Source organism: Gordonia liuliyuniae (assembly GCF_021738805.1).
GTDB classification, from domain to species: domain Bacteria; phylum Actinomycetota; class Actinomycetes; order Mycobacteriales; family Mycobacteriaceae; genus Gordonia; species Gordonia liuliyuniae.
In genome coordinates this window covers 108,597-132,915 of record NZ_JAKKOR010000002.1, presented here as the reverse complement: position 1 = coordinate 132,915, position 24,319 = coordinate 108,597, and the positions used below count along the sequence as shown (strand labels likewise).

The following is a 24,319-nucleotide window of genomic DNA, read 5'->3' as shown; positions in this document are numbered from 1 at the left end:
GCGACGCATGCTCTCGTGGAAGCAAGTGCCTGCCGACGCCGTCGTCGTCGCGCCCGATGAACGCATGTCTTGGCCAAGAACGATCGGCATCGGCGCACAGCACGTGGTCGCGATGTTCGGAGCGACCTTCCTCGTTCCGGTCCTGACCGGCTTCCCGCCGTCGACCACGCTGTTGTTCTCCGGCATCGGGACCATCGTCTTTCTGATCGTCACCGGAAACCGGCTGCCCAGCTACCTGGGTTCGAGCTTCGCGGTGATCGCCCCCGTCACCGCCGCGGTCGGCGCCCATGGCACCGGGAGCGCGCTGGGCGGCTTCATCGTCCTCGGGGCCGTGCTCGCAATGATCGGCGGTGTTGTCCACCTGGTCGGCACGCACTGGATCGACGTCATACTCCCGCCCGTGGTCACCGGCGCCATCGTCGCATTGATCGGCTTCAACCTCGCTCCCGCCGCGAAGGACAATTTCGTACAGGGGCCGGTCGCCGGTCTCGTCACATTGGTGCTGATGGTCGTCGTCCTGGCGTTCTTCCGCGGACTGATCGGTCGGCTGGCGATCTTCCTGGCCGTGGTCGTCGGTTATCTGCTGGCCTTGGCGATGGGGGAGGTCGACACGTCGGCCGTCGCCTCGGCGGCATGGGTCGGGCTCCCCGACTTCGCGGCACCGGCCTTTCACCTCTCCGTGCTTCCGCTGTTCTTGCCCGCAGTGATCGCATTGGTCGCCGAGAACATCGGACATGTGAAGTCCGTGTCGCAGATGACCGGTCGGGATCTCGACCCGGTCACCGGCCGCGCGCTGATGGGCGACGGGCTGGCGACGATGCTCGCCGGCGCAGGCGGGGGCACCGCCACGACGACCTACGCCGAGAACATCGGCGTCATGGCGGCGACCCGCGTCTACTCCACCGCTGCGTACTGGATCGCTGCCGGGGTCGCCGTCGTACTGTCGTTGTGCCCGAAGATCGGCGCAGTAATCTCGGCGATTCCGCCGGGCGTGCTCGGCGGCGCGACAATCGTCCTGTACGGCCTCGTCGGAATCCTGGGCGTCCGGATCTGGCTGACCAGCCACGTCGACTTCTCCCTGCCGATCAACCAGATGACCGCTGCGATCCCGTTGATTATCGGTATCGCCGACTTCACCTGGCAGCTCGGCGATCTGACATTCACCGGCATCTCGCTCGGGTCCGTGGCAGCTCTGCTCATCTACCACGGAATGCGGCTGTGCACTGCTGCGCGCGATGTCGGCGGACGCCGCGGGACGCCGTCAACAGTGTGACAATCGGCCGGTCGTGCGCAACCACTCCGGCAGGTTCCCTCCGGCTCCGCGCTCAGCCTCCTACTGTGGATGGCATGGGTACCGACGACGACACCACCACAGCCCCGGACATCAAACCGCGTAGCCGGGATGTCACCGACGGCCTCGAGCGCACCGCAGCACGCGGCATGCTTCGCGCGGTCGGGATGGGCGACGACGACTGGGTGAAACCGCAGATCGGCGTCGGGTCGTCGTGGAACGAGATCACCCCGTGTAACCTCTCGCTGGAACGGCTGGCGAAAGGCGTCAAGGAAGGGGTTCACCAGGCAAACGGCTACCCCCTCGAGTTCGGCACCATCTCCGTCTCGGACGGCATCTCGATGGGACACGAGGGGATGCACTTCTCGCTCGTGTCACGCGAGGTCATCGCCGACAGCGTAGAGACCGTGATGAGCGCCGAACGGCTCGACGGTTCGGTACTGCTCGCCGGATGTGACAAGTCGCTGCCCGGCATGCTGATCGCCGCGGCGCGACTCGACCTGGCATCAGTGTTCCTCTACGCCGGATCGACTCTGCCCGGATACGCGAAACTATCCGACGGTTCCGAGCGCCAAGTCACGATCATCGACGCCTTCGAGGCCGTCGGCGCCTGCTCACGCGGCCTGATGAGCCGCGACGACGTCGACACCATCGAACGGGCGATCTGCCCGGGCGAGGGCGCTTGCGGCGGGATGTACACCGCCAACACGATGGCCAGCGCCGCCGAAGCACTGGGGATGTCGCTGCCGGGAAGCGCGGCTCCGCCCGCGCCGGATCGTCGACGGGATCGGTTCGCACGCGAGTCCGGTGCAGCGGTCGTGGAGTTGCTGCGCCGCGGAATCACCGCACGCGACATCATGACCAAGGAGGCTTTCGAGAACGCGATCGCAGTGGTCATGGCGTTCGGCGGATCCACCAACGCCGTGCTGCACCTGTTGGCCATCGCGTACGAGGCAGACGTCCCCCTCACGCTCGACGACTTCTCCCGGATCGGTTCCCGGGTACCGCACCTGGCCGACGTGAAGCCATTCGGTGCGCACGTGATGACCGACGTCGACCGGATCGGCGGCGTGCCCGTCGTCATGAAGGCGCTACTGGACGCAGGTCTGTTGCATGGCGACTGTCTTACCGTCACCGGTAGGACGGTCGCCGAGAACCTCGCCGACATCGCCCCGCCGGATCCGGACGGCCTGGTGCTCCGCGCGCTCGATACCCCGATCCATCCGACCGGTGGCATCACGATCCTGCACGGCACGCTCGCCCCCGAAGGCGCGGTCGTGAAATCGGCTGGCTTCGACTCCGACGTATTCGAGGGCACCGCGCGGGTGTTCGACCGCGAACGCGCCGCAATGGACGCGCTCGAAGACGGCACCATCACCGCAGGCGATGTGGTCGTCATCCGCTACGAGGGGCCCAAGGGCGGACCGGGGATGCGCGAGATGCTCGCCATCACCGGCGCCATCAAGGGTGCAGGCCTGGGCAAGGACGTCCTGCTCCTCACCGACGGCCGCTTCTCCGGCGGTACCACCGGACTGTGCGTGGGGCACGTCGCCCCCGAAGCGGTCGACGGCGGACCAATCGCGATGGTCCGCGACGGCGACCGCATCCGACTCGACGTCGGCTCGGGCACCCTCGACGTCCTGATCGACGACGACGAGATGGCCGAACGCGCACAGGGCTTCGAACCCCTCCCGCCCCGATACACGCGCGGCGTGCTCGCCAAGTACGCGAAGCTGGTGAAGTCCGCTTCGGTGGGCGCGATCTGCGAGTGAACGTGGCTACCGGCCACCCTGTAGAACTGTTTACGTGAACAGCCCAGGCCAGGCGTGATGACACTCGACCCGATCCTCGTCCCCGGCGACACATGTAAACAGACGGCGAAGGCCGATCGACTGTCGGTGATCGTCGACGCAGCCGACTACTTCGCCCACGCGAAGTCCGCACTCATGCAGGCGCAGCGCCGTGCGATTCTCGTCGGATGGGACTTCGATACCCGAATCGAACTCGCCCCGGACAACTCTGTGCCCGACGTCCCGGACGAACTCGGGGAACTGCTCGGTTGGCTCACCAAGAACCGGCCCGAGTTGGAGATATTCGTCCTGCGATGGAGCCTCGGAGCAGTGACCGGCATCGCGCGAGGCATGCTGCCGCCGTTCGTCCAAGACCTCATGTCCGGCCGCCGAATCCACTACCGCGTAGACGCCGCCCATCCCATCGCTGCAGCACACCACCAGAAGATCGCAGTCATCGACGACAAGATCGCCTTCTGCGGCGGCATCGACATGACCGTCGAGCGGTGGGACACGTCCGACCACACGACGTCGAACGAGTATCGCGTGACGCCGACCGGCGACCGATACGGCCCCTGGCACGATGTGACGCTCGCCCTCGACGGCGAGGCCGCCCAGGCGATCGCCGACGTCGCCTATGACCGCTGGGAAGCCGCGACCGGTAACCGTCTGGCCCCGATAACTCCCGATCCGGCACCGATCTGGCCCGATGAGCTCGAGCCCATATTCACCGGTGTCACCGTGGGCGTCTCCCGAACGCTGCCTGCCTACAACGGCTACAGCGGGGTCGATGAGATCCGCCGCCTCTATCTGGCGGCGATCGCGGCCGCCCGCGACACCCTCTACATCGAGAGCCAGTACCTGGCGTCGCGCGAGATCGCCGACGCCCTGATCCGCCGACTCGCCGAACCGACCGGCCCCGAGATCGTCGTCGTCATCCCCCGCCACGCCGACGGCGACATCGAGCGTCGCTCGATGGACGGCGCCCGCCACCGACTGCTGCGGCTGATCTGGGACGCCGACATCCACGACCGGTTCCGCATCTTCTACCCCGTCACAGCGGAGGACGAGCCGATCTACGTGCACGCCAAAGTACTGATCGCCGACGATCGGATCCTCCGCGTCGGGTCGTCCAACTTGAACAACCGGTCACTCGGCTTCGACAGCGAATGCGACGTGACGATCGACGCCGCGGACAACGACGACCAGTCGGCCGCTGTCCGCTCGACGATCTCGGGAGTGCGGACCCGGTTGATCGCCGAGCACCTCGGTGTGGACGCCACCGAAGTCGATGCGACGGTCGCCGAACAGCAGTCGCTGATCGAGGCGATCGACCGACACCGTGGACGCGGGCGCACTCTCAAACCGTTCACCCGGGAGAACACTGCAGACGAGGACTCGCCGCTCGCCGACGTCGACTTCGTCGACCCCGAGGACGTCGACTCGGTCCGCTTCGACCGCGTGTACCGCGCCGTCCTCCGTCGCACCGTACGCGGGGTCCGGTCGGCGTTGCCGTTCTGACGGCGACCGCACGCGCACACCGCGCCGATCCCCGACCGTCGCCCACCGCCGTGGCAAGGCTCACAACCGTGTTCCGATCGCATCCGTGACCTGCACGGCCCTCGTGTCGGTAACGGCGAGATCACCGTATTGATAACGGTCAGATAACGACACGGGGTGGATTTCCGGTACGTTCGTCGGCAGTCCTCGAGAGCCGCAGGTCCCCACGACACCTCCTCCTGTCCGCCTCGGTACACCTTCGAGGAGACCCATCCCCTCCCAACACGTAGGTCTTTTCATGCCGCCGAATCGAAAACAGACACGTAACGCCGTGCTCGTCGCCGCCGGTCTCATCCCGATGGTCGGCTCACTCATGGGTGCGTCGTCGTCCGCGACCGACCACTACGCTGGCCCGTCGCCGGCGAACGTCGTCAACGTCTCCCCCGCTGCACAGCCTGCGGTGACGCCCGCGGCGCACAAGTCGACTGTGCACGCGCAGCCGTCGACGCCGAAGCCCGCACCGCAGAAACCCATCATCGACAAGGCTCCGGCAGTCCCGGAGTCCGTCACCTCTGGCGCGGTTCCGAAGGTCAACTTCGCCGCCTACCACGCCGCGGAGGAGTCGATGGGGAAGACGGATCGCCGATGCCATATCGATTGGAAGCTGATCGCCGGCATCGGCCGCGTCGAATCCCATCACGCAAACCTCGGCGACACCGACAAGCACGGCCGTCTACGCACGCCCATCTACGGCCCCACGCTCAACGGATCGCTGGCGGGCAACCGCGTCGTCAATGACACCGACGGCGGCCGCCTCGACGGCGACGCCACCTACGACCGCGCAGTCGGCCCCATGCAGTTCCTTCCGGAGACGTGGGAGCACTACGCCGCCGACGGCAACGGGGACGGCAAGAGCGATCCGCAGAACGTCTACGACGCGGCACTGACCACCGCCCACTACCTGTGCGACGACGGACTCAACCTGAGCAAGGTCGCGGATCAGACGAAAGCCGTTCTGCGCTACAACAATTCGACGGAGTACGTGAACGACGTGCTGGGTTTCGCGCGCAGCTACTGACGTCCGCGGCACTAGACTCGACAACAGAGCGTGCACGTCGAGCGGCGGAGGTGAGATCAGCGTGATCCAGTACAGCCAGACCACGGTGACCGCTGATCACACCCGTCTCGCCGTCCAACTCCGCGGGCACGGGCCAACACTTCTCCTCCTACCGGGGCAGGCGAACAATCACCGCTGGTGGGATCGGACCCGTAACGATTTCGCGGCCGAGTTCACGACGGTCACCTTCGACTATCGCGGCACCGGCGACAGCCAGGAGTCGGACGTCTACAGCACCCCGCTGTTCGCCGAAGACGCACTCGCCGTGATGGATTCGCTGGCGATCGAGCACTTTCACGTCTACGGGGCATCGATGGGCGGCCGCACCGCACAGTGGGTCGCGGTCTTCGCGCCCCACCGCGTCAAGAGACTTATCCTCGGCTGTACCACCCCTGGAGGCGAGCACGCCGTCGAACGCAGCGACGAGGTCCGCAGGCTCCTCGCCGGCCCCGACCGCGACGCCGCACTCGAAGACATGATGTACACGCCGACCTGGCGCGCCGCACATCCCGGACCGTACCGCACTCTCGGTGACGAGACGATGACACCGAAAGCGCGCCACGGCCACCTCGCGGCGAGCAATAACCACGATGCGTGGGCCCGACTCCCTGAGATCACCGTGCCTACCCACCTCCTGCACGGAACCGATGACCGATTCGCGCCGGTGGCGAACGCGCAGATACTCGCGGATCGGATCCCCGACGCTCGAACCCACATCTTCGACGGCGCACGCCACGGCTACTTCGACGAATGCCGCGACGAGGCAAGTCCGATGGTGGTGACTTCTTGACGGCGGACTGAATCCCGCGCTGCTCGCCGCACACGTTGCCGCCCGAACCACTGCTCGCACCGACGAAAGGCATCCATGAACTCCACGTTCCGCGCGCTCCTCATCGACCGAGACGACGACAAGAAGCAGTCCGCCCAGGTCACCGACCTTTCCGCAGACCAACTCCCCGAAGGGGACGTGACCGTCCGGGTCGCCGCGTCGACCCTGAACTACAAGGATGCGCTGGCCATCACCGGCGCGAGCCCCATCGTCCGCCAGTTCCCAATGGTCCCCGGCATCGACCTAGCCGGAACCGTCGACGAGTCGAGCAACTCGGCGTTCGCTCCGGGCGATCGCGTCGTCCTCAACGGGTGGGGTGTCGGCGAGCGCCACTGGGGTGGCCTCGCCGAGTACGCGCGGGTGAGCGGCGACTGGCTGATCCCCCTGGAGACCGCCTTTACGTTCGAGCAGGCGATGAGCATCGGCACCGCCGGATACACCTCGATGCTGTGCATCATGGCGCTCGAACGTAATGGCGTCACGCCCGACGACGGAGAAGTCCTCGTCACCGGCGCGGCGGGCGGCGTCGGCAGCATCGCCGTCGCGATCCTCGCCAAGCTCGGCTACCAAGTCGCCGCCGTCACCGGTCGGCCAGAAGAAGCCGACTACCTCACCGGTCTCGGCGCATCACGCATTCTTCCGCGCGCCGACTTCACCGAACCCGGCCGCCCCCTCGCCAAAGAGCAGTGGGCGGGCGCCGTCGACGTCGTCGGCGGTCAGGTGCTCGCCAACGTCTGCGCAGGAACCAAGTATCGCGGCACGGTCGCCGCGTGCGGACTCGCGGGCGGCATGGACTTCCCGGCCACCGTCGCACCGTTCATCCTGCGCGGCGTGACGCTCGCGGGCGTCGACAGCGTGATGTGCCCCGTCGAGGACCGGCGCGAAGCCTGGCGGCGACTGGCGCAGGACCTCGATTCGGCGGTCTTGCAGCCGGTCACCACGTCGGCCACGCTCGACGACTGCGCGCGACTCGCCGACGAGCTCATCGCCGGAAGAGTCCGCGGACGGATCGTCGTCCCGATCGGGGAGTGAGCATCGGCGTCACCGCACCCGCTTGGTGAGGTCGTGCGCCGCGCGCAGCAGAGCCTCACCGAGTTGCGGGCGACGGGTCGCGGAGAAGCGCGTCTGCACACCGTTCAAGCTGAGCGCCCATTCCGGCCGCCCGGCACGGTCGAACACGGCGGCCCCGATGCCCCAACTACCTTCGACGAGCAGCGCCGGGTTCACCGAATACCCGTGCACACGAGTCTCGGCGATCCGCTGCTTGATACCCGTCGTCGAATGCCCCTCGCCCCACTCCCCCTCCAAGTCGGCGCGCTGCAGGTACCGCTCGATCTCTGCGTCCGGCAGATGGGCGAGTAGCACGAGGCCCGCCGACGCGATGCCCAACGGGAGCCGCTTGCCCGGATGCAGAACGTGCGACCGCAGCGGAAACGTGCCCTCCTCAGCGGCCAGCACCACCGTCTCGTCGCCACGCCGCGCCGACAGGAACGCGCTCTCGCCGGTCGACCGTGCCAGTTCGCGGAGGATGTCGACGGCGGTCGTCGCGATGTCGTACCGACTGGCGGCGATCGACCCCAGGATGTACAGCTCCGGGCCGAGTACCCACAGGCCACCCGGTGTCCGGTCGACGAGTCCTTCCTCCGACAGCGATGTCAGCAACCGATGCGCGGTCGCACGCGGCAGTCCGACCGCCCGCGCGAGCGACGATGTCGTCGCGCCGTCCGCATCCGAATCACTCAGTGCACGCAGGAGTGCAGCGGCTCGAGGGACGACGGCGCTACCCGCTTTGGAGGTGTCCACTCAGTGGACGCTACCTCATGCCATTTGTTGCTGATCGAACAATCACACCGCAGAATCCATTACTCCATTGCTAGTCAGTGCATGTAAATGGTGTCCTTCACTCATCGGCCGGCGACGACTGGTCAGTGAACATAGAAGGGACATGCACGTGGCAGACAAGTCTGTGGCAGACGCAGCGGCAGCCGTACGGGGCATCAGAGACGGCGCATCGGTCGCCGTCGGAGGATTCGGACTCTGCGGCATCCCCGACCGACTCATCGCAGCGCTCGGCGCGCAAGGCGCAGGCGACCTGGAACTCATCTCCAACAACTGTGGAGTGGACGGCCAGGGGCTCGGCGTCCTCCTGGAACTGGGTCGCGTGCGCCGCGTCGTCTCGTCGTACGTCGGCGAGAACAAGGAGTTCGCCCGGCAGTACCTGTCCGGTGAGCTCGAAGTGGAACTGACTCCGCAGGGAACGCTCGCCGAACGACTCCGCGCGGGCGGCGCCGGAATCCCCGCCTTCTACACGCCCGCAGGCGTCGGCACCCCGGTCGCCGACGGCGGACTCCCGTGGCGCTACGACTCCGACGGCAATGTCCGGGTCGGCTCCCCGGCGAAGGAGGTCCGTGAGTTCGACGGGCGACGCTATGCGCTCGAGACCGGCATCGTCACCGATTTCGCGCTCGTCCACGCGAGCGTCGGCGACCGGCTCGGCAACCTCGTGTTCGACAAGACCGCGATGAACTTCAACCCTCTCGCCGCGATGGCTGGCCGCGTGACGATCGCCCAGGTGGAACGCCTCGTCGAGCCCGGCGAACTCGACCCCGAACAGATCCACCTGCCCGGCGTGTTCGTCCAACACGTCGTGGAGACCGGCCCGCAGGACACCCAGATCGAGAAGCGCACCGTGCGTGCGCAGGCAGGAGTCTGACGACGATGACCACCGACACCACCATCGAGAGCACCGACACCACAGCCACCGACACCGCGGCTGCAGCCGGTTGGACCCGCGACGAGATGGCCGCCCGCGCCGCCGAGGAGCTGAGCGCAGGCCAGTACGTGAACCTCGGCATCGGCCTGCCGACTTTGATCCCCGGTTACCTGGACCCGTCGCTCGGTGTCGTTCTGCACTCGGAGAACGGCATCCTCGGCACCGGCACGTACCCGACCGACGACGAACTCGACCCGAACCTGATCAACGCGGGCAAGGAGACCGTCACCGTCGAACCCGGGGCGGCGTTCTTCGACTCCGCGCTCTCGTTCGGCATGATCCGCGGCGGCCACATCGACGTCGCAGTGCTCGGCGGCATGCAGGTCTCCCGGACCGGCGACCTTGCGAACTGGATGGTCCCGGGAAAGATGGTCAAAGGCATGGGCGGAGCCATGGACCTCGTCCACGGCGCAGCTCGCGTCATTGTCCTGATGGAGCACACCGCGCGCGATGGCGCACCGAAGATCCTCGACGAGTGCGATCTTCCGTTGACCGGCGCAGGGGTGGTGAACCGGGTCATCACCGATCTCGGTGTGATCGACCTCGACGACGGGACGGCCACCCTCGTCGAGACTGCACCGGGAGTCACCCGCGACCACATCGCGTCCAAGACAGGCGTCGTTCTCGCCTGAGTCTGTGTCAAGAGAACTAGGGGCAAGAAAACTAGGGCTGCGGCTGAAGCCGCCGACCGCGGATACTCCCCCCTGAGAGATACCCGCGGTCGGCGGCTTCAACGCTTTCGGCAGCGTTTGCCGCGGACATCCGTCGACACCTACCTGGTCGAAATACGACCGGGCGGTCCCTCCGCCGAACGAACATCCGCTGCACCCATCCCCATGAGTACGTCAGTTACCGTACAGCAAACCAAATGTTACCGCTAGTCCCAGCCAGGAATTGTCGCCTCCGCGACCGATTCATACTGGTTGACGCCACCAAAACCGCATGCCGGACGCTGGAGTTACTCGCGCCACCCACCTGTTGCGTTAGAAATTTCCACCTGGCAACATCGGATTGCTAGTATGTAACGGACATCAGGGGCATCGCGACGAGCTAGACCGTCGACGCGTGTCAAAGTGGTGGCCTGGGCGGCGCGCCCGGATCACCGCACTCGACGGGGGAAGGCGCCATGGACAACGAATTCGCGGATCGGCTCAACAGATTGTTCGATACCGTGCACCCTCCGGGACGCAAGCCCCACACAAACGCTGAAGTGGCCGACGCGGTCACCGCCGCAGGCCACAAGCTGTCCAAGCCGTACCTCTCGCAGCTGCGCAACGGTCACCGAACCAATCCGTCCCACGAGACGATCACCGCGCTCGCCCGCTTCTTCAAGGTGAAGCCGGACTACTTCTACGACGACGTGTACGCGGCGAAGATCGACCACGACCTCGAACTCCTGTCACAGCTGCGTGGCGCGAGCCTGCGACGCCTGTCAAGCCGTGCATTCGACCTGTCCGTAGAGTCGCAGGATATGTTGACCGCGATGGCAGAGAAGCTTCGCCGCGGCGAAGGGCTCCCAGAGAATCCGCTCGACTGACCGGGTGATCGACGGAGTGGGCTCGACGTCTCGTATCCTCTAGGTCGAGGAGTAGTTGGAGAAGTGTGATGCAGGTGGAACTCTCGCGCGTCGTGCGCCCAGTGGGCGTCGCCGCCGTCGTCGTGGGCGCCCTGTTCGTCACACCGGGCACCGCGCTCGCCCTGCCCGGGCACGACCATCACCACTGTCACCACCACTCCGCGTGCGACGACGACAGCACCCCCGACACCACGACTCCCGAGACGACGGCCCCCGACACGACGTCCGAGACTCCCACATCGCCGTCGACGTCGACCCGCGATGACGGTTCCGGCGATGACGACGACTCCGACGATGAGAGCAGCTCGCCCGAGCCGTCCGAGCCGACGACCCGCCCGAAGCCGCCGGCACCGACGACGCAGAAGCCGAAACCGCCGAGCACGTCCGAGGAGGGACGCGACCCGGGCACCATCTACCAGGACCTCCCCGACACTGACGAGAACTCGTCGGCCGACAACCCGCCGATCCGCGTGCCGAAGCGCACCGCGACGCCGCGCGCCCCGAGTCGTGGTGGCTCCGCGGGAGCACCGACTGACGCGAAGCGCTCCGAGACGAGCAAGCGCATCAAGACATCGAAGAAGCCCCAGACGTCGAAGAAGCCCAAGCCGTCGACGACCCGTTCGTCGAAGGCCCCGGCCGCACAGCCGGCCTCCGACCCGACACCGCCCGATCAGGGCCCGGCCCGTCAGGCGCAAGCGCTTCCGGCTCCGTCGGACGTGACCGCCGGGCAGTACGCTGCCGCGGGCGGCGGGGTCGGTGGCATGATCGTGATCGCGGGCGCCGCAGGCTTGATGACCCATCGAAGTGCTCGCGCCAGCCGAAGCCGGTTGAACGCCGCACGCGCGCAATTCTTGTCGCCTCCCAAGTGATGCCGCGTGTCTAACCCCGTCGAATCGGCCCGAATCTCGCACCGCTCGCACCGCCGTGTGCACGCGGCGGTCGACGCGGTGCTCGACGTCGCCGCTCAGAAGCAGGCCGGATCATTGGACGACATCGTCCGCGCGGTCGGCGAGAGCCGCCAACGGCCGATCTCCGTCGCCGTCGACGACCTCGCCCCCGGGGTGTGGGGCCAGCGTCGCGACTACCCCGATCGTGACGTGATCGTGTTGGCCCGAGCCCTCCCCAGTGAGGCTCGCACGCTGGCACACGAACTTGGACACATCGTGTTTTCGCACACCGGCACCGTCGCCGACGAGTCGACCGTTGAAGCTGAGGACGACCTGATCGCCTACATGCTGGGGCTGTCCGAGTCCGGCGATTCGGAACCGGAACACGAACAGGGAGAGTCGATCACCGCCGAAGAACTCGAACTTCAGGAGTGGGAGGCGGAAGCGTTCGCCGCACGGCTGTTGCAACGCTTGCGCCAACTCCACCGCAACCGGTCGCTGCGCCCGATGCTCCGTTACGACGAGGCCCTCGGATGACGCTGCTCACGTGGGTGATCGCGGCCTTGTGCGCTGCCGCCGTCGGCGCACGCATCGGGCGGCTCACCGTCCGCCCTCCGTCGTTGGCACGCACCTCCGTCGCCGTCGCGGCGATCGGCGTCGCACTCGCCGCAGCTGTTCGGACGCCGACCGTCTCGAGAATCCTTGATCCGTTCGGCGACGATGTCGCGGTACTGACCTTCGTCGGCTGCTGGGTGGTGGTCCTGACTGCGACGACATTGATCGGCGCCGCCGCGCTGCCGCGGATGACCCAGAGGGCCCTGCACGTCACCACTGTCATCACCGTCGCGGTGGGCTCGGCCGATATCATCGCGATGAGCGTGGTCGGCGAAGCCGTCGTCGGAACGGTGTTCGTCGTCGTAGCAGGCGTCATCGCCCTGATCAACGGGCTCCGGTACATCGCCTGGCATGCGTTGGGGCGCGCGATCGCCTACTTCTTGACCGGGATCACCGTCGTCACCGTCGTCCTGGCGCTCGACTTGCGCAGCCCGGACCCGGAGAACGGCTGGTGGGCGGCCGCGATCATCATCATCAGCTTCGCGTGCTCGTCGGTGATGCTGGCGTCGTGGTTCGTCGCCCGTCGTGACCTGCGCCGCACACACCGTCTGTGGGCGGCGCTGGCCGCCGCACACCCGGAGGTCGCGACCGGCGACTACCAGTCGGCGACTCCCGTCCTGGCCGCCAACGACCGCGTCTCACAGATCCTCGACGGTCTATACCTGCATGCGGGCGCGGGTCTGATCACGCCGGGCGACGAACCCGATCACGGCACGCCGCGCGCTCGCGCCCGCCAGATCGCGACGTGGCTGCACGAGACCGAGGTCACCCCGATCGACCCGGACAAGTTGACGACACCGGACGACCTGTCCGATCGCCGGTGGGTCCAGTTGATCGCCCGCGAGTACGAGAAGGCGCCGCCCGCCCGCGCTCAGTGAAGCAGGACGCCGCCGTCGACGGTCAGCGTCTGGCCGGTCATCCAGCCTGCGTCGTCGGACAGCAGGAAGGCGACGACCGATCCGATGTCGTCCGGCACGCCGAGACGCTTGAGCGGGTACGCCGATGCGACCTCTTCTTCCCGACCTTCGTATAGGGCGGTGGCGAAACGTGTCTTGACGACGGCGGGCGCGACGGCATTGACCCGGATGTTCGGACCGAGCTCCTCCGCGAGCGACGAGGTGAGGTCGATGACGGCGGCCTTCGACACCCCGTAGAACGCGATGCCCGGAGCCGGGCGGATGCCCGCGACCGATGCGACGTTGACGACGGCGCCGCCGTGCTCCTTCTGCCACGCCTGGTACACCTTCTGCGTCCACTGCAGAGTGGAGACGACATTGACGTCGAGGATCTTCCGCGCCGCAGCGGCATCAATGTCCATAAGCGAACCGAACACCGGGTTGATCCCGGTGTTGTTGACGAAGAAGTCGGCGCTGCCGAAGGTCTCGATCGCCTTCGCGACGGTCTCGTCCTGATGATCGGAGTCGTCGGCCGAACCCGCGACGGCCAGCGCGACGTCGGGGCCACCGAGTTCGGCGACCGCGTCGTCGAGCGCCTCCTGTTTGCGCGCGGTGATGACGACCTTCGCGCCGTCGCCGACCAGACGATGGGCGACCCCCAACCCGATACCTCTGCTCGCTCCCGTGATGATGGCGGTCTTTCCGGCGAAACGTGCGGTCATGCGGCTCTCCTGCGGTAGTCGACACCCATTTCGAAAAATAAGCGATTGCTTACTTTGTATCGCCGCACCGACTGGCCGTCAAGGCGGACGCCGCGAAAACAGTGACTACACCCGTGGGCCGATGTAGGATTGTCAACAATCAATCGATTTTCGTCGAAGGGTGGCCGCGCTCATGGATTCCAGCGACATCTGCGATCTCTCCGCACTCGAGCTGACTGACGCCTACCGCGCCGGCACTCTGTCACCCGTCGAAGCCGCCGACGCGGTCCTCGACGCGATCGATCGGATCGACGGCAGTCTGTCGGCGTTCTGCGTCGTCGACCAGGACGGCGCGCGCGCCTCGGCGAAGGATGCGCAGCAGCGATACCGCGACGGCCGCACGCTGGGACCGTTGGACGGTGTCCCGACTTCCATCAAAGACGTGTTCCTCACGGCTGGCCTGCCCACCTACCGAGGCTCGACGCTGATCGCGGCCGCCGACGACGGCGTCGCGGCCACTGTCGACGCCCCGGTCACCGCGGCCACGGTCGAAGCGGGCTGCGTAGTCGTCGGTAAGACGACGACCCCGGAGTTCGCTTGGAAGGGCGTCACCGACTCCCTACTGGTCGGCGTGACCCGTAATCCGTACGATCCGGACCGCACCCCGGGCGGGTCGAGCGGCGGGTCCGCCGCCGCCGTCGCCGCCGGACTCGGCCCCCTGTCGACCGGCACCGATGCGGGCGGGTCGGTACGCATCCCCGCAGCCTTCACCGGCACCGTCGCCCTCAAACCGACGTACGGTGTGATCCCGATGTTTCCGTCGAGCCCATTCGGCACGCTCGCGCACGCCGGACCGATGACCCGCACTGTCACGGACACGGCCGCGTTCATGGACGAGCTGATCCGCCCCGACTCACGCGACTGGTCGGCGGTCCCCCGGTCGGCCACCTGCCCCGACGGCGAGGGCTTCCTCACCACGGCGCTCGACGGCCTACGCTCCGACACACCGTTGGCCGGGGTGCGCGTGGCCTACAGCCGAAACCTCGGGTTCGGCGTCAACGATCCCGACGTCGAACGCGAGGTCGACGCCGCCGTCGCCGCGCTGGCCGATCTCGGGGCGCGCGTCGACGAGATCGACCTCGGGCTCAGCGATCCCGTCGACGCGTTCCACGTCCTGTGGTTCGCCGGGGCCGCGGCCGTCGTCAAACCGCTCGGTGACGGCGCGATCGACCGGATCGACCCGACGCTGCGCGACGCGTTGAGCAGGTACCACGACTTCACCGCACAGGACTACCTGGACGCCGTCGCCGAACGGATGGCGTTGGGCGTCCGGCTCGGCGCCGTCCACCACACTTACGACGTCCTCGTGACTCCGACGACCCCGATCCCGGCCTTCGCGGCGGGCGCTGATGTGCCGCCCGGCTGGCACAGCCCCGATTGGACCTCGTGGACCCCGTACACCTACCTTTTCAACATGACTCAGCAACCGGCACTGTCGGTGCCGTGCGGGATGACGGACACCGGCCTTCCGGTGGGGATCCAACTCGTCGGCGCACGATTCGCCGACCGGACCGTGGTGCGGACCGGCGCGGCACTCGAGACCCGCCTCGTCGGACGGACCGCACGCCCCCGAGTCCATGCGTGCAGTCAGGCGCTCGCGTGACCGACCAACTCTCGGGTTCGCTCGCCCCCGTCGTCCAGGAGTCGACGCCCGCGCTGATCGCGCGGTCGCTGCGTCGGGCCATCGCGGCGGGCGACTTCCCGCCGGGCGGTCAGCTCGGGGAGGCCGCGCTGGCCACCCAGCTCGGTGTCAGTCGCGGCCCGCTGCGCGAAGCCATGCAGCGGCTCACGCAGGAGGGACTGCTCGTCTCGAGACGTAACCGCGGATTGTTCGTACCGGAGCTGACGCCCGACGCGGTGTCGGACATGTATCTGCTGCGCACCACCATCGAACGCGCGGCGATCGAGCGGGTTCTCGCGGCGGGCGACGGCCCCGCGTGCGCCGACCGACTCGACGCGGCGGTCGATGCGATGGTCGCGCACTCGGTCCGCCCCGACTCGCCGGAGATGGTCGACGCCGACCTTGACTTCCACCACGAGTTGGTCGAAGCCGCCGGGTCGCCCCGCCTGTCGCGTGTCCACGAGACCGTCATCGTCGAGACCAGCATGTGCCTGCGCGCGACGGCGCCCACCTACGGCGCCGGTGAGGATCGGGCCGCCGAACATCGAGCCCTCGCCGACGCGATCCGGTCCGGGGATCTGGCGCAGACGACCACCCTGCTCGACGAGCACATGCGCGACGGCCTCGCGCGACTGACGTAGTCCAGTCCGGCGTGGTCACGCGGCCCGTCGTATGCAGCAGCCCGGTGTGGCGCACGGATGCAGAGCGCCGGTCCATCCCTCGTTCGACAGACCGATGGCGACCTTCCCTGCCGTCGAGCACGGACGATCGTAGACCTGGCCGAACGTGAGCCGAAGGGTGCGACGGCGCGTTCGACGTTCGTGAGGTAGCCGTGTTCGTGGCTGAGCGCAGCGGGCGCGGCGTAAAGGACCGCACTCCACGCGCGTTGCGCCCACGTCATGGGCCCCGTATGGCTCACATCGACCCCACGGTTCTCCGCAACCCGCTCCCGGCGTCACAGTCGTCGACGAACGTACGAAGAGTCGAGGCCGCATCCGACTATCTGACGGCGGCTCACACGGCAGCGACGCCGACGCTAGCCGTTCACTTGACTGGGATCGCGACGTACTTGGTCTCCAGAAACTCGTCGATCCCGGTCAGCCCGCCTTCACGGCCGAGTCCCGACTGCTTCACGCCGCCGAACGGTGCGGCCGGATTCGAGACCAGGCCGGTGTTGAATCCGACCATCCCCGACTCGAGGCGTTCGGCGATTGAGAGTCCGCGGTCGACGGACTCCGTCATCACGTATGCGACGAGCCCGAACTCGGTGTCGTTCGCCGCGTCGACCGCCTCGTCGTCGGTGTCGAAGCCGACGATCGCGGCCACCGGACCGAAGATCTCGGTGCTCATCAGGTCGGCGTCCTGTGCGACGTCGGTAAGGACCGTCGGCTGATAGAAGTGGCCGACGCCGTCCACGCGTCGACCGCCGCACATCACGGTCGCTCCGCGGTCGACCGCGTCGGCCACGAGGCGGTCGACCTTGTCGACCGCCTTCGCTTCGACGAGCGGCCCGACATCGGTTCCGGCGACCGCCCCGTCACCGACGGTGAGCGCTGACATCCGCTCGGTGAGCGCGGTTACGAACTCATCGATTCTGCTGCGGTGCACGAACATCCGGTTCGCGGCCGTGCATGCTTCGCCCATGTTCCGGGTCTTGGCGACCATCGCCGCGTCGACCGCGGTGTCGAGGTCCGCGTCCTCGCACACGATGAACGGGGCGTTGCCGCCCAACTCCATGGAGGTGCGGAGGACGCCGCGCGCGCACTGTTCCAACAGGAGCTTCCCGACCTCCGTCGACCCCGTGAACGACAGCTTCCGCGCCTGTCCGGAGTCGATCCAGGTCGACACCACGTCGCCGGGCGACGTCGTGCACACCACTGACAGCACGCCGTCGGGAAGTCCGGCTTCTGAGAGGAGGTCGACGACGTACAGAGACGTCAGCGGCGTCAGGTTGGCCGGTTTGTAGACCATCGTGCATCCGGCGGCGATCGCCGGACCGATCTTCCGGGAGACCATCGCGAGCGGGAAGTTCCACGGGGTGATGAGGATCGACGGGCCGACGGGCTCGGCAGTGATGATGAACCGCGACTTCCCGTCGGGGCTACGCCGCGCGTCACCGCGGATCCGGACGGCCTCTTCGGCGTACCACCGGAAGAACTCGGCGGCGTACGCGACTTCACCGCGCGCTTCGGCGAGCGGCTTGCCCATCTCGGCGGTCATCAGCGCGGCCAGTTCGTCGGTCCGCTCGACGACGAGTTCGTATGCGCGACGCAGGATCTCCGAGCGGCGACGTGCCGGAACTGCCGCCCAGTCGCGCTGGTGGCCCGCGGCGGAGGCGATGGCTGCGCTCGCGTCTGCGCGATCCCCGTCCGCCAGCGTCGCGATGGTCTCGCCAGTGGCCGGATTCTCAACGGTGAACGTGCCGCCGGAGGCGGCGCGATGCCACTCGCCGCCCCGGTAGATCCCCGACCCCAGCGTCCCGACGATGTCGGCGACGGCGCGGGTCATGACTGCGCTCCCATCACTCGGCGCACGGCTCGACCGAATCGCTGCACGCCCGTGTCGATCTCGTCGGCGGTGACGACCAGCGGCGGGATGATTCGCACGATCGACCCGGTCGGCCCGCAGGTCAGCGTCAGCAGGTCCTCGTCGATGCACGACTGTTGGACCATGCCCGCCAGCCGCGCCGCCTCGACCGAATCGGGTCCACCCGCCGACGCGGTCGGGTCGCCGAACTCGACGGCCGCCATCAGCCCGGTCGCCCGGATGTCGCAGATCTCCGGAACGCCGGCAAGGTCGGCGCGCAATCCGGCGAGCAGTTGCTCGCCGCGCACCCGAGAGTTCTCGACGAGGCCCTCCCGTTCGATCACGCCGAGGGTCGCGACTCCGGCCGCCGCGGCGACGGCGTTGCCGCCGTATGTTCCGCCCTGCGACCCGGGCCAGGCCTTCGCCATGATCTCCTCGGGCGCCGCGATCGCGGAAATCGGGAAACCTGAGGCGATGCCCTTCGCGGTAATCAGGATGTCCGGGACGAGGCCGTCGGTGTGCTGATGGCCCCAGAACTTTCCGGTCCTACCGACCCCGGCCTGCACTTCGTCGAGGATCATCAACGCGCCGTGTGCGCGCGCCCGCTCGGCCAGCCCGGCGAGGAATGCGGGCGGCACCGCGAGGTAGCCGCCGTCACCGAGGAACGGTTCGACCAGCACCGCCGCGACCTCGCTCGGGTGGACGCGGGTGGCGAGCAGGAAGTCGAACTCGGCGAGTGCGTAAGCGACGGCCTCGTCCACGGACATCCGCAGACGGAGCGCGTCAGGGAACGGCGTCGTCGCCACTCCCGACATGAGCGGGCCGAAGCCCGCCGAGAACTTGGTGCCCGCTGTCGTCAGTGACGCCGCCGCCACGGTGCGTCCGTGGAATCCGCGTTGCACCGTAACAATGTATTGACGCCCGGTCGCCATGCGCGCCAACCGGACCGACGCCTCCACGGCCTCCGACCCGGAGTTCGCGTAGAACACCGAGTCGATCCCGTCGGGGAGGTGGTCACCGAGCCGCTCGGTCAGTTCGAGCAGCGGTTGGTGCATGACCGTGGTGTACTGCGCGTGGATGATCTTCGCGCACTGCGCCTGCGCCGCCGCGACGACGTCGGGGTGACAGTGCCCAGTGCTCGTCACTCCGATACCGGTGGTGAAGTCCAGGTAGTCGCGACCGTCGATGCCGTGAATCCACGACCCCGACGCGCTCTCGACCACGACCGGAGTCGCCTGCTTGAGGATTGGGGAGAGGGATGCGCTGCTCATGAGGCCAGTGTGTGCCGCAACGCAGACCTTGTCAACGGTAGGATTGTAGACAATATTCGTTGCGGACAGTCCTCCGACGTTAGGGTGGGACCATGCGTGTACCGACCGTCGTCCTGTTGACCGCCGACGGCGTCGCCCCGCCTGCCGACCTCGACGCCGTCGCACAGCTGGCGCAGGTCCGCACGGCGACGGCTTCAACGCTCGCTGAGGAACTGCCCGGCGCCGACGTCCTCCTCGTGTGGGACATCTTCTCGGACGCGCTCGCGGACGCCTGGCAGGCCGCCGACACGCTGCGGTGGGTCCACGTCGCTGCCGCAGGCGTCGACAAGATCCTGTTCGACGACCTCCGCGACTCGGATGTCCTGGTCACCAACGCCCGCGGCGTCTTCGACGGCCCGATCGCCGAGTACGTCCTGGCGTGCGTCCTCGTACGCGACAAGCAGTTGCATCTGACGCACGAGTTGCAGCGTCGCCGCGAGTGGCGCCACCGGGAGACGACGCGGGTCGCGGGACGACGGGTCCTGATCGTCGGGACCGGTGGCATCGGACGCGCCATCGCGCGGATGCTGCACGCCGTCGGGCTCGACGTGCGGGGCGCCGGCCGAACCCCGCGCGACGACGATCCTGATTTCGGCGCCGTCGTCGACTCCGCCGATCTCGCCGACCACCTGCCCGACGTCGACCACCTCGTCATGGTCGCACCTCTCACCGATGCAACGCGCGGCATGCTCGGCGCGCGAGAACTGGCCGCGCTCCCCGACGGGGCGCACGTCATCAACGTCGGACGCGGCGCACTCCTCGACCAGTCGGCGTTGACCGCCGAGATCGCCGCGGGTCGGGTCGAGGCCCACCTCGACGTGTTCGACACCGAACCGCTGCCGGACGACGATCCGTTGTGGACGCTGCCTGGAGCCCACCTCAGCCCGCACATGTCGGGCGACGTCGTCGGCTGGCGCGATGAACTGTCGGCCCAGTTCCTCGATCACCTTCGTGTCTATCGAGACGGCGGACTGCCGGGTCCGGCCGTCGACAAGCATCGCGGCTACGTCTCCGGCTGAGTGGTCTGCAGCGTAGCGTCCGGCGTCCGCAGTCCGGCTGCGCGGGCGGCGTCGACCACCGCGTCGACGAACCGTCGGACTGGCCAGCGGTTCTCGTCGCGGATCCGATAGGTGAGCGACAGGTTCCGCTCGAAGGTGGTGGCGAGGGGCGTCAGCTCCACGCCGGGCGGAGCCGTCCGCGCGGCCAGGTCGGACACCAGAGTCACCCCGAGCCCGGCCGCGGCGAGCGCCATAGCGGTCGGCTGCTCACCGACCACGTGCCGCACCTCCGGCTCGAATCCCGCGTTGCGGCACGCGATTCGGACTGCACGGCCAAAGTGCGACCGCGCGTCCGAGAGGATCCACGGGTCCGAGGCGATCGAGGCGAGCTCCACCGGGCCAGGGCCGAGTGCGTCCGTCCGGGCCGCCACGTACATCTGTTCCACAGCGACCAGTCTGCGCGTCAACGTCGGGCTGCTGGGCATCGCATAGTTCGAGTAGTCGATGACGAACGCGACGTCCAACGACCCGTCACGAACCGCGTCCGACCCGGCTTCGGGCATCAGTTCCACCGAGTGCACGACGATGCCGGGCGACCGCTCCGCGAGCAGCGACAGCCCGGTCGGCAGTAGACCAGTCGCGACCGACGCCCACACTCCGGCGTGCAGGGTCGCCCCCGAGCCGTCGCGCAAGGATTCGATGGCCGTGCCCGCACTGTCGACGGCGTCGAGGATCTCGTCCGCATGGTCGGCGAGGAGTTCGCCGGCTTCGGTCAACATGATCCGGCGGCCGTGCCGCGCGAAGAGGTCGGCTCCAGCCTCGCGTTCCAGGAGAGACAGCTGTTGGGACACGGTCGACGTGGAGTAGTGGAGAGCTTCGGCGACCGCTCGGACAGTTCCGCGGCGCCGCAGCTCCCTGAGAAGTTTCAGGCGATGCAGCGTGACCTCCATGCCTCCAGGGTAGGTCGGTTGGTGATCGGTTAAAGCGAACAGTCGTGTTCACAAACAACACGTGGACATAACCGCAGGTCAGCGCCCATCCTGGAGGCACACCCGGAAGGAGGGCACACGATGACACTCACCCCGATCGAACGGCCCGGATCGGTCCCCGCCGTCCCGGAGACACCGGCCGCCCGAACGATGGCCACTCCTCGCAGGCGTTCGCCCTACCTGCGGATGGAGTGGATCGACGCCGAGACCGGCGCCGTCGGGTGGCTCGTCGTCGACTCGCTGGTTCAGGGCATGGCGACAGGCGGCACTCGGATGCGTGCCGGCTGCACGGTCGACGAGGTCGCAGATCTCGCGTACGGCATGTCGAATAAGACGGCCGCGTTCGATCTGCCGGTGGGTGGAGCCAAGGGCGGCATCGACTTCGATCCTAAGGATCCGCGCGCCGTCGACGTGCTCACTCGCTTCTGTGACGCCATGCGTCCGTATCTCGACCGCCACTGGGTAACGGCCGAGGATCTCGGCGTGACACAGGATCTCATCGACACCGTGTTCGCGCGGCTGGGGATGGCGCAGTCGTATCACGCGGCAATCGCACGTTCGGACGATCCGGCAGCGACCACCGCACGGGTGATGGCCGGACTTCACGCGCACGCGCCCGGCGGAGCTCTTGGTGATGTGATCGGCGGATTCGGTGTGGCACGTGCGGTCCTGGCGGCGGCCCGCGCCACCGGTCGTTCGCCGCGCGAGACGACCGTCGCCGTCCAGGGTGTCGGCACGATGGGCGGCGGCACCGCGTTCTACCTCCACCAGGCAGGCTCTCGGGTCGTCGCACTCGCGGACGCTGCGGGGACTCTGTACGACCCGGAAGGCCTCGACGTCCCGGCGCTGTTGGACACGCGGAACCGGTTCGGCGAGATGGACCGCGACCAGGTCCCGGCGTCGGTGCAGCGACTCCCGCGCGAGGCGCTCCTGTCGACCACGTGCGACGTCCTGGTCCCTGCCGCGGTGTCGTACGCGATCACCGCCGACAACTGCGCGGCGATCGACGCCGCGATCGTCGTCGAGGCGGCTAACGCACCGACCACGATCGACGCCGAACTGGACCTGACGGCACGCGGTATCGCCGTTGTGCCAGACTTCATCGCCAACGCGGGCGCCGTCGCTTGGGCATGGTGGCTCCTCCTCGGCTGGGTGGGCGACGACTACCGCGACTCGTTCAGCCTGCTCGACGCCCAGATGACGTCGAAGGTGACGGCGCTGGTCGCGGGGTGGAGGCCGTCGGACGGCCCGATCCGCTGGGCTGCGGATGTGTCGGCGACGGTCCGGAATCCGGAGCCACTCGTAGTTCCGTGAGCAGGTCGTCGGCGGGTTCGGCGAAGGCCGCGTCCAGCGTCGCGGCGGTGTCGGCCGGGTACGTGCGACGCACGAGATCAGCCATGATCGACACCGCCGTCGACGCGCCCGGCGACGCGCCGAGCAGGCCGGCGATCGTTCCGGAGCCGTCGACGACGAGCTCGGTCCCCTGCTGAAGGTCGCCGATCCGAGTCGGATGCGGTTTCACCAGTTGTGCGCGCTGCCCGCCGGGGGCCAGCTCCCACTCGTCGAACTCGGCGTTCGGCCAGAATCGTCGAAGCGCGGCGAACTTGCGTTTCGGCCGCGCGGAGAGCTGCCCAACCAGGTATCGGACGAGGTCGACGTTGTGGAGCATCGCCGCGCCGATCACGTGCAGGTTGTGCCAGCGCAGCGTGGTGAAGAAGTCGACGAGCGACCCCTTCTTCAGCAGTTTGGTGCTGAACGTCGCGTACGGGCCGAACATTAGGTAGTCGCGACCGCCGACGAATCGTCGATCAAGATGCGGCACGGACATCGGCGGCGCACCGCGCTCCGCCTGTCCGTACACCTTCACATCGTGGCGTGCGACGGCGGCGGCGTTGCCCGTGCGGAAGAAGGCCGCACCGACCGGCAGCACCGCGTAGCCGCGGACCTCCGGGACTTTCGCCTTCTGCAGCAGGTGCAGCGCGAAGCCGCCCGCACCGACGAACACCCGCTGGGCGTTCACATCGAAGGGTCGTCCGCCGGACATCGTCCCCCGCACCGTCCAACCGCCGTCCGGCCGGCGACGCAGCCCGCGGACCTCGTGCCCGGTCCGCACCTGCCCGCCCCGTTCGACGACGACGTCGAGCAGAGCTCTCGTCAGAGCGCCGAAGTCGACGTCGGTGCCGCGGACCTGTCGGGTCGCTGCGATCGGTTCCCCGGGTTCACGACCATCCATGAGCAACGGCGCCCACTGCTCGATCATCGCCGGATCGTCGGTGAACTCCATCGTGTCGAACAACCGGTCGGCCGACAGCGTCTGGTGACGAGCACGCAGGTAGTCGACGCCGTCGGTCCCGAACACTACGTTCAGGTGAGGCGTCTGATGGATGAATCGCGTCGGATCGACGAGCCCCTCACGAACCAGGTGTGCCCACCACTGCAGGCTCTGCCGGTACTGCCGAGCGATCTCCGCAGGTTTCGTGCGATCCGTCGGGTCGGGCATGTAGTTGAGTTCGCAGAAGCCCGAATGCCCGGTGCCCGCGTTGTTCCACGGCCCGCTGCTCTCGGCCGCCACGTCGTCAAACCGCTCCAGGACGATGATCCGAAGAGTCGGGTCGCTCACCGCCAGCATCGAACCGAGCGTCGCCGACATGATGCCGCCACCGATCAACACGACGTCGGCCTGCTCCTCGTGCCGATCGAGGTCGTCCCGCGGATTGAGCCGAGTCGAGACCTTCTTGTCTTCCATAACCGCCTCCTGACGCTGACTGCAGCTGACCGAGTTGCTTTCCGCCTTCCACGATCGTCCGTGCATATCAATCCGTCCAATGACATCTGTCAGG

The 24,319-nt window shown here is 67.8% G+C and carries 21 protein-coding genes and 1 pseudogene; 16 read left to right on the top strand and 6 right to left on the bottom strand.

What is annotated here, in order from left to right:
- The first annotated feature begins 7 nt into the window (after nucleotides 1–7).
- The 6 genes from L5G33_RS03485 to acuI all read left to right on the top strand — a co-directional run bounded on the left by L5G33_RS03485 (nucleotide 8) and on the right by acuI (nucleotide 7,559).
- On the top strand, nucleotides 8–1,273 hold the full coding sequence (locus L5G33_RS03485) for a uracil-xanthine permease family protein (RefSeq protein WP_236996762.1): 1,266 nt from the start codon (nucleotides 8–10) through the stop codon (nucleotides 1,271–1,273).
- Nucleotides 1,274–1,347: 74 nt separating this feature from the next.
- A complete protein-coding gene (gene ilvD, locus L5G33_RS03480) occupies nucleotides 1,348–3,063 on the top strand; it encodes a dihydroxy-acid dehydratase (RefSeq protein ID WP_236996761.1) in 1,716 nt (571 codons plus the stop codon).
- A 57-nt stretch (nucleotides 3,064–3,120) separates the two neighbouring features.
- Entirely contained in the window at nucleotides 3,121–4,602 is a 1,482-nt protein-coding gene (locus L5G33_RS03475) for a phospholipase D-like domain-containing protein (protein WP_236996760.1), read from the top strand.
- A gap of 277 nt (nucleotides 4,603–4,879) precedes the next feature.
- The gene (locus L5G33_RS03470) at nucleotides 4,880–5,659 is read left to right on the top strand and encodes a lytic transglycosylase domain-containing protein (protein WP_236996759.1); all 780 of its coding nucleotides are present in this window, start codon (nucleotides 4,880–4,882) and stop codon (nucleotides 5,657–5,659) included.
- 61 nt (nucleotides 5,660–5,720) lie between these two features.
- Nucleotides 5,721–6,488 (top strand): alpha/beta fold hydrolase, encoded by a 768-nt coding sequence (locus L5G33_RS03465; RefSeq protein ID WP_236996758.1) that lies wholly within the window; start codon nucleotides 5,721–5,723, stop codon nucleotides 6,486–6,488.
- Between the two features lie 75 nt (nucleotides 6,489–6,563).
- On the top strand, nucleotides 6,564–7,559 hold the full coding sequence (gene acuI / locus L5G33_RS03460) for an acrylyl-CoA reductase (NADPH) (RefSeq protein WP_236996757.1): 996 nt from the start codon (nucleotides 6,564–6,566) through the stop codon (nucleotides 7,557–7,559).
- Between the two features lie 9 nt (nucleotides 7,560–7,568).
- On the opposite strand, the gene L5G33_RS03455 is transcribed toward acuI, so the two are convergent.
- Nucleotides 7,569–8,330, bottom strand: a complete 762-nt coding sequence (locus tag L5G33_RS03455; protein WP_236996756.1) for an IclR family transcriptional regulator — start codon at nucleotides 8,328–8,330, stop codon at nucleotides 7,569–7,571.
- Between the two features lie 142 nt (nucleotides 8,331–8,472).
- On the opposite strand from L5G33_RS03455, the gene L5G33_RS03450 reads away from it, so the two are divergent.
- From L5G33_RS03450 to L5G33_RS03425, 6 genes are all read left to right on the top strand, one after another.
- Nucleotides 8,473–9,240 (top strand): CoA transferase subunit A, encoded by a 768-nt coding sequence (locus L5G33_RS03450; RefSeq protein WP_236996755.1) that lies wholly within the window; start codon nucleotides 8,473–8,475, stop codon nucleotides 9,238–9,240.
- Between the two features lie 86 nt (nucleotides 9,241–9,326).
- Nucleotides 9,327–9,932, top strand: coding sequence for a 3-oxoacid CoA-transferase subunit B (locus L5G33_RS03445; RefSeq protein ID WP_236996866.1), 606 nt, complete (start codon nucleotides 9,327–9,329; stop codon nucleotides 9,930–9,932).
- A gap of 494 nt (nucleotides 9,933–10,426) precedes the next feature.
- Nucleotides 10,427–10,837 (top strand): helix-turn-helix domain-containing protein, encoded by a 411-nt coding sequence (locus L5G33_RS03440; RefSeq protein ID WP_236996754.1) that lies wholly within the window; start codon nucleotides 10,427–10,429, stop codon nucleotides 10,835–10,837.
- 68 nt (nucleotides 10,838–10,905) lie between these two features.
- On the top strand, nucleotides 10,906–11,745 hold the full coding sequence (locus L5G33_RS03435) for a hypothetical protein (protein WP_236996753.1): 840 nt from the start codon (nucleotides 10,906–10,908) through the stop codon (nucleotides 11,743–11,745).
- A 6-nt stretch (nucleotides 11,746–11,751) separates the two neighbouring features.
- Nucleotides 11,752–12,300, top strand: a complete 549-nt coding sequence (locus L5G33_RS03430; RefSeq protein WP_236996752.1) for an ImmA/IrrE family metallo-endopeptidase — start codon at nucleotides 11,752–11,754, stop codon at nucleotides 12,298–12,300.
- Entirely contained in the window at nucleotides 12,297–13,256 is a 960-nt protein-coding gene (locus tag L5G33_RS03425) for a hypothetical protein (RefSeq protein WP_236996751.1), read from the top strand. Before L5G33_RS03430 ends, L5G33_RS03425 begins: the two co-directional genes overlap by 4 nt.
- Here the strand turns inward: L5G33_RS03425 and L5G33_RS03420 are convergent.
- Nucleotides 13,250–13,996, bottom strand: coding sequence for an SDR family oxidoreductase (locus L5G33_RS03420; protein WP_236996750.1), 747 nt, complete (start codon nucleotides 13,994–13,996; stop codon nucleotides 13,250–13,252). The two genes, L5G33_RS03425 and L5G33_RS03420, sit on opposite strands and share 7 nt — an antisense overlap.
- A 172-nt stretch (nucleotides 13,997–14,168) precedes the next feature.
- Here L5G33_RS03420 and L5G33_RS03415 point away from each other — a divergent pair, with 172 nt between their 5' ends.
- Together L5G33_RS03415 and L5G33_RS03410 are read left to right on the top strand one after the other, a co-directional pair.
- Nucleotides 14,169–15,638 (top strand): amidase, encoded by a 1,470-nt coding sequence (locus L5G33_RS03415; RefSeq protein ID WP_236996749.1) that lies wholly within the window; start codon nucleotides 14,169–14,171, stop codon nucleotides 15,636–15,638.
- On the top strand, nucleotides 15,635–16,297 hold the full coding sequence (locus tag L5G33_RS03410) for a GntR family transcriptional regulator (RefSeq protein WP_236996748.1): 663 nt from the start codon (nucleotides 15,635–15,637) through the stop codon (nucleotides 16,295–16,297). Before L5G33_RS03415 ends, L5G33_RS03410 begins: the two co-directional genes overlap by 4 nt.
- A gap of 403 nt (nucleotides 16,298–16,700) precedes the next feature.
- On the opposite strand, the gene L5G33_RS03405 is transcribed toward L5G33_RS03410, so the two are convergent.
- Nucleotides 16,701–18,164, bottom strand: a complete 1,464-nt coding sequence (locus L5G33_RS03405; RefSeq protein ID WP_236996747.1) for an NAD-dependent succinate-semialdehyde dehydrogenase — start codon at nucleotides 18,162–18,164, stop codon at nucleotides 16,701–16,703.
- Nucleotides 18,161–19,453 carry an aspartate aminotransferase family protein gene (locus L5G33_RS03400; RefSeq protein WP_236996746.1) on the bottom strand — a complete coding sequence of 431 codons (1,293 nt, stop codon included), beginning with the start codon at nucleotides 19,451–19,453 and terminating at the stop codon, nucleotides 18,161–18,163. Before L5G33_RS03400 ends, L5G33_RS03405 begins: the two co-directional genes overlap by 4 nt.
- A gap of 92 nt (nucleotides 19,454–19,545) precedes the next feature.
- Here L5G33_RS03400 and L5G33_RS03395 point away from each other — a divergent pair, with 92 nt between their 5' ends.
- Nucleotides 19,546–20,511, top strand: a complete 966-nt coding sequence (locus tag L5G33_RS03395) for a D-2-hydroxyacid dehydrogenase (RefSeq protein WP_236996745.1) — start codon at nucleotides 19,546–19,548, stop codon at nucleotides 20,509–20,511.
- Here the strand turns inward: L5G33_RS03395 and L5G33_RS03390 are convergent.
- Nucleotides 20,496–21,440 (bottom strand): LysR substrate-binding domain-containing protein, encoded by a 945-nt coding sequence (locus L5G33_RS03390; protein WP_236996744.1) that lies wholly within the window; start codon nucleotides 21,438–21,440, stop codon nucleotides 20,496–20,498. The genes L5G33_RS03395 and L5G33_RS03390 overlap by 16 nt on opposite strands.
- A gap of 120 nt (nucleotides 21,441–21,560) precedes the next feature.
- Here L5G33_RS03390 and L5G33_RS03385 point away from each other — a divergent pair.
- A pseudogene (locus L5G33_RS03385) lies at nucleotides 21,561–22,595 on the top strand (Glu/Leu/Phe/Val dehydrogenase dimerization domain-containing protein); the annotation flags it as partial.
- A gap of 61 nt (nucleotides 22,596–22,656) precedes the next feature.
- Here the strand turns inward: L5G33_RS03385 and L5G33_RS03380 are convergent.
- Nucleotides 22,657–24,225 (bottom strand): malate:quinone oxidoreductase, encoded by a 1,569-nt coding sequence (locus L5G33_RS03380; RefSeq protein WP_308191532.1) that lies wholly within the window; start codon nucleotides 24,223–24,225, stop codon nucleotides 22,657–22,659.
- Nucleotides 24,226–24,319 lie beyond the last annotated feature (94 nt).

Coding starts and splice junctions, on each gene's coding strand:
- L5G33_RS03395 (WP_236996745.1), top strand. CDS start 19,546: ATGCGTGTACCGACCGTCGTCCTGTTGACCGCCGACGGCGTCGCCCCG.
- L5G33_RS03425 (WP_236996751.1), top strand. CDS start 12,297: ATGACGCTGCTCACGTGGGTGATCGCGGCCTTGTGCGCTGCCGCCGTC.
- L5G33_RS03415 (WP_236996749.1), top strand. CDS start 14,169: ATGGATTCCAGCGACATCTGCGATCTCTCCGCACTCGAGCTGACTGAC.
- acuI (WP_236996757.1), top strand. CDS start 6,564: ATGAACTCCACGTTCCGCGCGCTCCTCATCGACCGAGACGACGACAAG.
- L5G33_RS03405 (WP_236996747.1), bottom strand. CDS start 18,164: ATGACCCGCGCCGTCGCCGACATCGTCGGGACGCTGGGGTCGGGGATC.
- L5G33_RS03400 (WP_236996746.1), bottom strand. CDS start 19,453: ATGAGCAGCGCATCCCTCTCCCCAATCCTCAAGCAGGCGACTCCGGTC.
- L5G33_RS03475 (WP_236996760.1), top strand. CDS start 3,121: ATGACACTCGACCCGATCCTCGTCCCCGGCGACACATGTAAACAGACG.
- L5G33_RS03420 (WP_236996750.1), bottom strand. CDS start 13,996: ATGACCGCACGTTTCGCCGGAAAGACCGCCATCATCACGGGAGCGAGC.
- L5G33_RS03440 (WP_236996754.1), top strand. CDS start 10,427: ATGGACAACGAATTCGCGGATCGGCTCAACAGATTGTTCGATACCGTG.
- L5G33_RS03380 (WP_308191532.1), bottom strand. CDS start 24,225: ATGGAAGACAAGAAGGTCTCGACTCGGCTCAATCCGCGGGACGACCTC.
- L5G33_RS03485 (WP_236996762.1), top strand. CDS start 8: ATGCTCTCGTGGAAGCAAGTGCCTGCCGACGCCGTCGTCGTCGCGCCC.
- L5G33_RS03445 (WP_236996866.1), top strand. CDS start 9,327: ATGGCCGCCCGCGCCGCCGAGGAGCTGAGCGCAGGCCAGTACGTGAAC.
- L5G33_RS03435 (WP_236996753.1), top strand. CDS start 10,906: ATGCAGGTGGAACTCTCGCGCGTCGTGCGCCCAGTGGGCGTCGCCGCC.
- ilvD (WP_236996761.1), top strand. CDS start 1,348: ATGGGTACCGACGACGACACCACCACAGCCCCGGACATCAAACCGCGT.
- L5G33_RS03390 (WP_236996744.1), bottom strand. CDS start 21,440: ATGGAGGTCACGCTGCATCGCCTGAAACTTCTCAGGGAGCTGCGGCGC.
- L5G33_RS03470 (WP_236996759.1), top strand. CDS start 4,880: ATGCCGCCGAATCGAAAACAGACACGTAACGCCGTGCTCGTCGCCGCC.
- L5G33_RS03450 (WP_236996755.1), top strand. CDS start 8,473: ATGCACGTGGCAGACAAGTCTGTGGCAGACGCAGCGGCAGCCGTACGG.